The sequence below is a fragment of the Verrucomicrobiota bacterium genome, assembly GCA_037139415.1.
Taxonomy (GTDB): Bacteria; Verrucomicrobiota; Verrucomicrobiia; order Limisphaerales; family Fontisphaeraceae; genus JBAXGN01.
The window spans coordinates 1-7599 of sequence record JBAXGN010000272.1; the positions used below are offsets into that span (position 1 = coordinate 1).

A 7599-nucleotide genomic window follows, 5' to 3' on the forward strand; every position below is an offset into this window, starting at 1 on the left:
AAACATGGACCGCAAGGTTGCGTGCGCCTCAGTCCTACTCGACCCATGTCCGATTCCCATTTTTCTCCAATTTATCATTCCCCTTCCCGCCGATGTAGGCTAGAGTCTAGCCAATATTACCGAGTATGAACCGACGCGACTTCATCAAAACTTCCGCCGGCGTGGCGACCTTGGCCGCCCTGCCCGCCCTGCCGCCCTCGGCCATCGCCGCCGATAAACCCGCCAAAATCATCGCCCCGCCCAAACCCGCCCCGCGCTTCGGCGATGGACGCGATTGGTGGTTTGCGAAGCGTTTCGGGTTATTTGTGCATTGGGGGCTGTATTCCATCGCCGGTTTCCACGAACAGCATCAATGGCGCAAGCGGGTCCCCCGCGAGGAGTACGTGAAACTCGCCCGCCAATGGAACCCGGTGAAGTTCAACCCGGATGAATGGCTGGACCTGGCGGAGCGCGCGGGAATGAAGTATATCTGCCTGACCACCAAGCATCACGATGGTTTTTGCCTGTTCGAGTCCAAGCACACCGCCTATAACACCATGAACACGCCCTACGGCAAGGACGTGGTCAAAATGCTCGCCGATGCCTGTCATCGCCGGAACTTCCCGCTGTGCCTCTATTATTCCATCGCCGACTGGCATCAGCCGAATTACCCGAACCAAGGACGCCACCACGAACTGCCACCGCAACCAGGCGACCAGCCGGACCTGATGAAGTACCTCGAGTTCCTGAAGGCCCAAATCCGGGAACTCTGCACGAATTACGGCGAGATTCACGGCATCTGGTGGGATATGAACGTGGACAAACATGTGGACCCCGCAATCAATAACCTCATCCGGCAGCTCCAGCCCAAGGCCGTCATCAACAACCGGGGCTATGACGAGGGAGATTTCGGCACCCCGGAACGCGATTATGACAAAACCGGCGAAGAACTGTTGAGCTTTGAAAAACGCACCGAAGCCAACCAATCCGTCGGCATGGAAAGCTGGGGGTACCGCGTGGATGAAGATTATTATTGCGACCGGCATTTGATGCGCAGCATAGATAAATACCTGGCCCGCGACGCGAATTACCTGCTGAATGTCGGCCCGCGCGGCGACGGCGCCATCCCACCCGAGTCGGTGGCCATCCTGGAGCGAATCGGTAAATGGTACCAGTCCGTCAAGGAATCGCTCGAAGGCGCGACGTCAGCCTCTTATTTAACGGCCAACCGCAACGTGTTACTCACCCGCAAAGGGAACAACCTGTATGTCCACCTGCACAAGGACCCGGCGGGCGACGCGGTAAAGCTCAAGCCGCTGACTGTGGCCCCGCGCAAAGCCACGCTGTTAAACACCGGCCAGCCGGTGGAATGGGCAACGGATATGGTCCCCAGCGATCACGTCGAGCAAAAGGGATATCTGCGCCTGCGCAAGTTGCCCACCAACGAGCAGGCAAACTCGCTGCTGGTGGTAAAGCTGGAATTCGACACCCCGCCCGAACTGATGGATCCGCAAGGCACTGTGGATAAGGATGATATCAAGCGAAGGTAACCGAAACAGTCATGGGCGAACCTGAGCGATACCGGCTGGTGGTGGTGGCTCCCGTGTATGAGGACGCGGAGTCGGCGGCGCTTTTATTGGGGAACCTGGGCCGGACATTTGCTGGCTTGGATGTGACGTTGCGGGTATTGCTGGTGGATGACGGTTCACCGGTGCCGCTGATTCAGCAGTTGAAGCTTCCTGCGGATATTCCACTGCCGCACGTGGCGGTGTTGCGTTTGCGGCGCAACGTGGGACATCAGCGCGCCATCGCCCTCGGAGCGGCCTTTGTGCATGAGAAAATTCCCTGCGACGCCATGCTGGTGATGGATGCCGACGGGGAGGATCGCCCGGAAGACGCCACCCGCCTGCTGGCGCGCTGCCGGGAACTGGCCGGCGAGCGGGTGGTCTTTGCCGAACGCACCCGCCGCAGCGAATCGCCGCTATTCCTGGGGCTGTACCAATTGTACCGCCTGTTGCATTGGGTGCTGACCGGCATTTCCGTGCGGGTGGGCAACTTCAGCATCGTGCCAGCCAGTCGGCTGCCCGCGCTGGTCACCCTGCCCGCGTTGTGGAATCATTATGCCGCCGCGATTTTCCAGGCGCGGCTGCCGCGCGAATTGCTGCCCACCGCGCGCGGCACCCGCTACCGCGGGGCTTCCAAGATGAACTTCGTGGGGCTGGTGATGCACGGGTTGCAGGCCATTTCGGTGTTCAGCGATGTGGTGGCGGTGCGGTTGCTGTTGGCCGTCTGCCTGCTGGCGGGCGGTTGCGGCGCGCTCGCCGCCGGCTCGGTCGCCACGCTGTTATACGGCGGCCCCGCCCTGCCACCGTGGGCGCCGTATGCCATCGGGGGATTGCTGATCGCGGCGCTCACGCTGGTGCTCGGTTGTTTCTCCCTGGCGCTAACCCTGTTGACGCAACGCAACAGCCTGGACTTTATTCCCATCCGCGACTATCACTATTTTATAGAGAGCAGCGTGACCGTCCATGAGTGAGCAAACCTATGTCGGCGGGGAATTGGCGCTGTTTGCGCACGCGCACCGGTGGAAGGCTTACTGGATTTCCCGGCTGCGCCCGTTCCTGGGCGGCGCGGTATTGGAAGTCGGCGCGGGCATCGGATCCAACACACTGCTATTACGCCTCGGCAACGAGCGGCGCTGGGTGTGCCTGGAACCGGACGCCCAACTGGCGGCCCAACTCAAGCAGCGCATTGCCGAAACCCCTGCCTGCCGGAATTCCGAAGTGCATATCGGCACCTTGGAATCACTGGCCTCAACCGAAGTTTTTGACACAATCCTGTACATTGATGTGCTGGAGCACATCGAAGATGACTGCGGCGAACTGCGGCGGGCCGCGCGTCATCTGGCACCGGGCGGGCGCCTGGTGGTGCTCTCGCCCGCGCACGGCTGGTTATTCAGCCCGTTCGATAAGTCCATCGGGCATTTCCGGCGATATACCGCCAAAATGCTGGCGTCCTTGACGCCGCCGGAGCTGTGCCTGGCCCGAGCGTTTTACCTCGACTCGGTTGGCCTGCTGGCCTCCGCCGCCAACCGCCTGCTGCTCCGCCAATCCCTGCCCACCTTGAAACAAATCCAGGTTTGGGACCGCTTCATGATCCCCTGCTCGCGGATACTCGATCCGCTGACCGGCCACCGCCTGGGCAAAACCGTGGTAGGCGTCTGGGAGCGACCACACTTGCAGAAAACCGAAGCTTGAAAATCGAATCCCGAAATATTCTGAGCTGCAGAAAATGTGGAGGTGAAAGAAGAATTTCGCTCTTTGAACCCATGCACCGACCGCTCCCCCTCAACCGCCCTGCGGGCCCCTTCTCCCCCTTGGGGGAGAAGGCTGGGATGAGGGGGTTCCTGGGGAGAAGTAACATTCCAAGCTCCTCAATGGGCTCTCAGGAAAATTGGCAGCCCGAATGAATATCCCACCTCCCAGCCACAGTCCCCGCTCCGATTTTCAGCCTTCGGATTTACCTTCCTGTATTTCCCGGTTCAAATGCCCCCCAAATTTGCAATTTACAATTTTCAATTTGCAATGCCCCGTTCCCATCCATCCTGAAAATCCTGTCTCGTCTTTTGCCATGTTCCCCTTTCGCGTTTTTCGCGTGATTGGCGGTTCAATTTTCAATTCTGTGATCTCTGTGTTCTCTGCGGTTTCAATAGATGCACTCCCGGAAAAATAAACAGCCCGAATGAATATCCCACCTCCCAACCAGCTCCCTCCCTCTGAATTTCGGCCTTCGGCCTTCGGCCTTCTTTCGGTTTTCGGTCTTCGGTTTTCGGATTTCACTCGCTCCACCATAACCATTGGCTTGTTCCTGGTGGTGGCCGCCGCCTACGGTTATTACACCATTTTCAGTCGGCCCATGAGCCCGGATGAAGGGTACCTGATGCTGACCGTCCGGGGGTTCATGGATGGACATCCGCTCTACGACAGCGTGTTCACACAATACGGCCCCTTTTACTATCTCGATCAATGGCTGGTGCGCACGCTGACCGCGCTACCCCTGACCCATGACGCCACCCGACTGTTCAGTATTTTCCATTGGCTGACGGCATCCGTGCTGCTGGCGTTGGCCGGTGGGGTGATGATGCGGTCTTTCCTGGGCGGCCTGCTGGTGTTCATGCAAACAGTGATTCATCTGAGTCCTCTGGCCAATGAACCCGGGCATCCGCAGGAACTGGTGGTACTGCTGTTGGCACTGGCTGTACTGCTGGCCGCGCGCCCATCCCGCCGAATTCCGGGGTTGGAACTGCTCGCCGTGATCGGAGTCGCCCTCGGCTTCACCAAAGTCAACGTCGGCGTGTTCTATGTGTTCGCCCTGTTCCTGGCCATTCGTTGCCATGGGGATGACCGCCTGAACCGCGCACCCTGGAGCTGGCTCTTTCCCGGAGTATGCGCCGTGCTGCCCTTCCTGCTGATGCGCCGACATTTGGAGGCGGATTGGTGTCGCAATTACGGCGTGGTGATGGCGTGTGCCGTGGCGGCAACGCTTCTGGTTGCCCAACAAACGGCGGTGAAACGACGTTGGATGCCGGGCGAATACCTACGGTTGGGGGCGTGCCTGGTGGTGCCGTCCTTGATGCTGTTCGGATTTACCGTATTCACCGGCACCTCCCTGCACGGGGCGGTGGATGGCCTGGTACTGACTCCGCTGCGAATGCCTGGCGTGGCCCTGTTGCGACTTTTGTTGCCGGACACCGTGCTACTGAACGCGGCCTTGGCGCTCACCCTGGCCATCTGCGTGACTTGGAAAGGCACCACCGGACGCTGGGCGAACAGCCTCGCCGTGCTCAAGGGCATTTACGGATTGGTCGGTATTCTATGGCTAGTGAGCGATCCACGCGCGCAATTGGGATACCTGTTACCTTGGGTCTGGCTGATGCTGGTGCCCGGCACGAACGACGCGCCCCGCACCGCCGAGACCACATTCCCCCGGATTTTCCTTTGCGTGATGGCGGCCTGGCAAGGCTTGCAGGGATATCCGATCGCGGGCACCCAAGTTGCCTTGGGCACCATGCTCCTGGTGGTGGTCTACACAGTGTGTCTGGGCGACGCGCTTCGGGCATCACCAATTTCAGAACGGATCCTGCCCCAGCTTCAGTCTCTGTCCCCGCGTGTCATTGGCTGGGGACGGGCCTTGATCGTGATGATCATGCTATACTGGTTCGCCAACGTGTGGTGCGGACTGCCGGAACTGCGACAATACCACACCAGCCTGACGCCGCTCGACTTGCCAGGCTCACGTTTGGTTCGTCAACCGGAGGCGACAGCGCATTTTCTGCGTGCTCAGGTGCAATATCTGCGGACCGAATGCGACACCTTCATCTCCTACCCCGGCTTTTGCAGCCTTTATCTATGGGCGGAAAAACCACCTCCCACCCAATTAAACAGCACCGGCTGGGGCCAACTGAGCCACGCCCAGCAGGAGCAGATCATCGCTGCCCTGCGTCAGGCCAAACGCCCGGTCATCGTGGTGGACGAGGGCTTGGCGAAACGCTGGGAACTGGGCATTCCGGAGCCAATTCGCCCCATGGTTTCCTTTATCACAGAAGAATGCCAACCCGTCCACCGCATCGGCAGCAACCTGATCTTCCGGCCCAGAAAACGGGAACCGAATCCGGGGATGTTATAGCACTTTCATAACTTACGCAGCCGCTCGACATCAGTCGGCGCTGAATTATTTCCAGGTCTTTTCCCCTTTCGCGTGTTTGGCGTGATTGGCGGTTAAATGCCCCCCAATTTTCAATGTCCATGTGGTCAATCGGGTCTATGCGGTCCCCCAATTTGCAATGCCCGGCTCTTTACACATCCCATCAGTCCCATTCCCCCCATTCTCAATTGTCCATTCCCCGATCACTTCCGCCTTTAGCCTTCATACTTCATTTTTTGCCATATTCCCTTTTCGCGTGTTTGGCGTGATTAGCGGTTAAATGCCCCCATTTTCAATGTCCATATGGTCAATCGGGTCCATGCGGTCCCAACCACTGCTAACTGGTTACTGGTTACTTGCCTTCCGCCTTCATCCTTCATACCTCATACTTTCCCTGCCATCCTGTCTTCATTTTTTTCCATATTCCCCTTTCGCGTGTTTGGCGATTAGCGGTTCAATTTCCAATGCCCGGCTCTTTACTCATCCCATCAGTCCCATTCGTCCTATCCATTCCTATTCAGTTTCTATCCCATCAACCTCTCATATCACCTTCCAAATACGGATGCCGAATGTGTCTTTAAGACTATAGACTTAAAGTCAACGGAGACGTGTACTGTGGAATGGTAAAGCGTAAGGCTTTAGCTCTGGAATATTACGTCTCTATGGTAGCGAAGAAATTCCTGTGAAGGTTCAGTCAGTTTATCTGGCAACCGAATGGGCTTCCCTTCAAACGGAACAAAATTTTGCTCCAGCGTTGGCTGCGGAAAATATCTCCTTAGACGCTGACTCAAAATCACGTTGAATTTCTCGTCAATCGCAATAAGGCCAGAATCAAACGCAGCGTCATGAAGACTTGAGAGGCAAAGTCCGTTTCGCGGATTAAGCCGCTCTTCTAGGCAATCACTCCACGGCTTGATATGGCTAGCCACGAGTAAACGTGGAATGTTAACACCGCTGATACAACATCGAACATCGTAGGCGTTGAGTATCGCTTGCCGGAAGAATTGCTGGCCACGACGAGTTTTGACTGTTGACTGCCCTTCTGTTGGCCCGCTTGGAATATTATGTCTGCCTGTCTCTAAACGAATCTCGTCACGCTGGAGAAAGTCCACTTCACGGTCATTATCTCGGGTGAATAGATCGTGAAGCATCTGTTCGCTTTCCACACCGAGCGTGGCGACCTTCTCACGGAACTCAGTCCACATTTCACAGTCCATTTTAGTGGCACCTGATAAACCTCGGATACCTCGTGCCTGCTGTACTGGATCGAGGGAAGCGAAGTTACAGAGTTTCATTGCCAGACTGCTTGGCGAACGTCCCATCTTCTGCGCTACTTCGATGATAATCGGGTTGCCTCGGTGCAGTTTTCCAAATGGCAGTTTACAGTAAAGATTCAGTGCAATCAGGAAGTGCTCGCGCGTCCATTTAACACTTTGTGTTTTCGGCATGGGGTGAGCATGTCACAAATTCACCTTGCTGCGAAGTGAAAAAACTTGCAATCGCTATCATTCCTGGCCAGGTATTCTTGTCGAATTATGTCCAAATCCGATATCAATAGTGGAAATGTTGTGAAGCGAGAAACTGCGCCTCTCCAGACAGGTTATTGCATCTACACCGACACCATTTGCCAAGGACCAGTTCCTGTCGTCACCGATGGCGAGAATAAATTTGTTGTTTTTGAGACTGAGTTGCTAGCACAACGGGAAATTGCCGATAACGTCATGATCCGTATCCAGCAGTTTTTAGACGGGGAGCGGGACTTTGAAGACGCTATCACCGTGGAGGAATATGTAGTCCCAGTAGATGTTTATCCAGACGGCACTATTCTGGACGAATGTGGCAACTCTTTTGGCCTCATTGCGCATTAACCGAACTTTCGACACTGGGACGGGTTTTTAATAAAAATCCCTGGCGCAA

General features: G+C 56.6%; 6 protein-coding genes. 5 read left to right on the plus strand and 1 reads right to left on the minus strand.

Annotated features, from left to right (window positions below):
- Nucleotides 1-125 precede the first annotated feature (125 nt).
- The 4 genes from WCO56_27795 (at nucleotide 126) to WCO56_27810 (ending at nucleotide 5664) form a co-directional block, all read left to right on the plus strand.
- Nucleotides 126-1529: an alpha-L-fucosidase gene (locus WCO56_27795; protein MEI7733406.1), complete on the plus strand. Its 1404-nt coding sequence runs from the start codon at nucleotides 126-128 to the stop codon at nucleotides 1527-1529.
- An 11-nt stretch (nucleotides 1530-1540) separates the two neighbouring features.
- Entirely contained in the window at nucleotides 1541-2515 is a 975-nt protein-coding gene (locus WCO56_27800) for a glycosyltransferase (protein MEI7733407.1), read from the plus strand.
- Nucleotides 2508-3236 carry a class I SAM-dependent methyltransferase gene (locus WCO56_27805; GenBank protein MEI7733408.1) on the plus strand — a complete coding sequence of 243 codons (729 nt, stop codon included), beginning with the start codon at nucleotides 2508-2510 and terminating at the stop codon, nucleotides 3234-3236. Before WCO56_27800 ends, WCO56_27805 begins: the two co-directional genes overlap by 8 nt.
- Nucleotides 3237-3720: 484 nt before the next feature.
- A complete protein-coding gene (locus WCO56_27810) occupies nucleotides 3721-5664 on the plus strand; it encodes a hypothetical protein (GenBank protein ID MEI7733409.1) in 1944 nt (647 codons plus the stop codon).
- A 656-nt stretch (nucleotides 5665-6320) separates the two neighbouring features.
- Here the strand turns inward: WCO56_27810 and WCO56_27815 are convergent.
- Entirely contained in the window at nucleotides 6321-7130 is an 810-nt protein-coding gene (locus WCO56_27815; protein MEI7733410.1) for an HNH endonuclease, read from the minus strand.
- A gap of 87 nt (nucleotides 7131-7217) precedes the next feature.
- Between WCO56_27815 and WCO56_27820 the strand changes: the two genes are divergently transcribed.
- On the plus strand, nucleotides 7218-7550 hold the full coding sequence (locus WCO56_27820; protein MEI7733411.1) for a hypothetical protein: 333 nt from the start codon (nucleotides 7218-7220) through the stop codon (nucleotides 7548-7550).
- Nucleotides 7551-7599 lie beyond the last annotated feature (49 nt).

What these genes read in the sequence shown, in the direction of transcription:
- WCO56_27795 (MEI7733406.1), top strand. Translation starts at nt 126, where the DNA reads ATGAACCGACGCGACTTCATCAAAACTTCCGCCGGCGTGGCGACCTTG.
- WCO56_27800 (MEI7733407.1), top strand. Translation starts at nt 1,541, where the DNA reads ATGGGCGAACCTGAGCGATACCGGCTGGTGGTGGTGGCTCCCGTGTAT.
- WCO56_27805 (MEI7733408.1), top strand. Translation starts at nt 2,508, where the DNA reads ATGAGTGAGCAAACCTATGTCGGCGGGGAATTGGCGCTGTTTGCGCAC.
- WCO56_27815 (MEI7733410.1), bottom strand. Translation starts at nt 7,130, where the DNA reads ATGCCGAAAACACAAAGTGTTAAATGGACGCGCGAGCACTTCCTGATT.
- WCO56_27820 (MEI7733411.1), top strand. Translation starts at nt 7,218, where the DNA reads ATGTCCAAATCCGATATCAATAGTGGAAATGTTGTGAAGCGAGAAACT.
- WCO56_27810 (MEI7733409.1), top strand. Translation starts at nt 3,721, where the DNA reads ATGAATATCCCACCTCCCAACCAGCTCCCTCCCTCTGAATTTCGGCCT.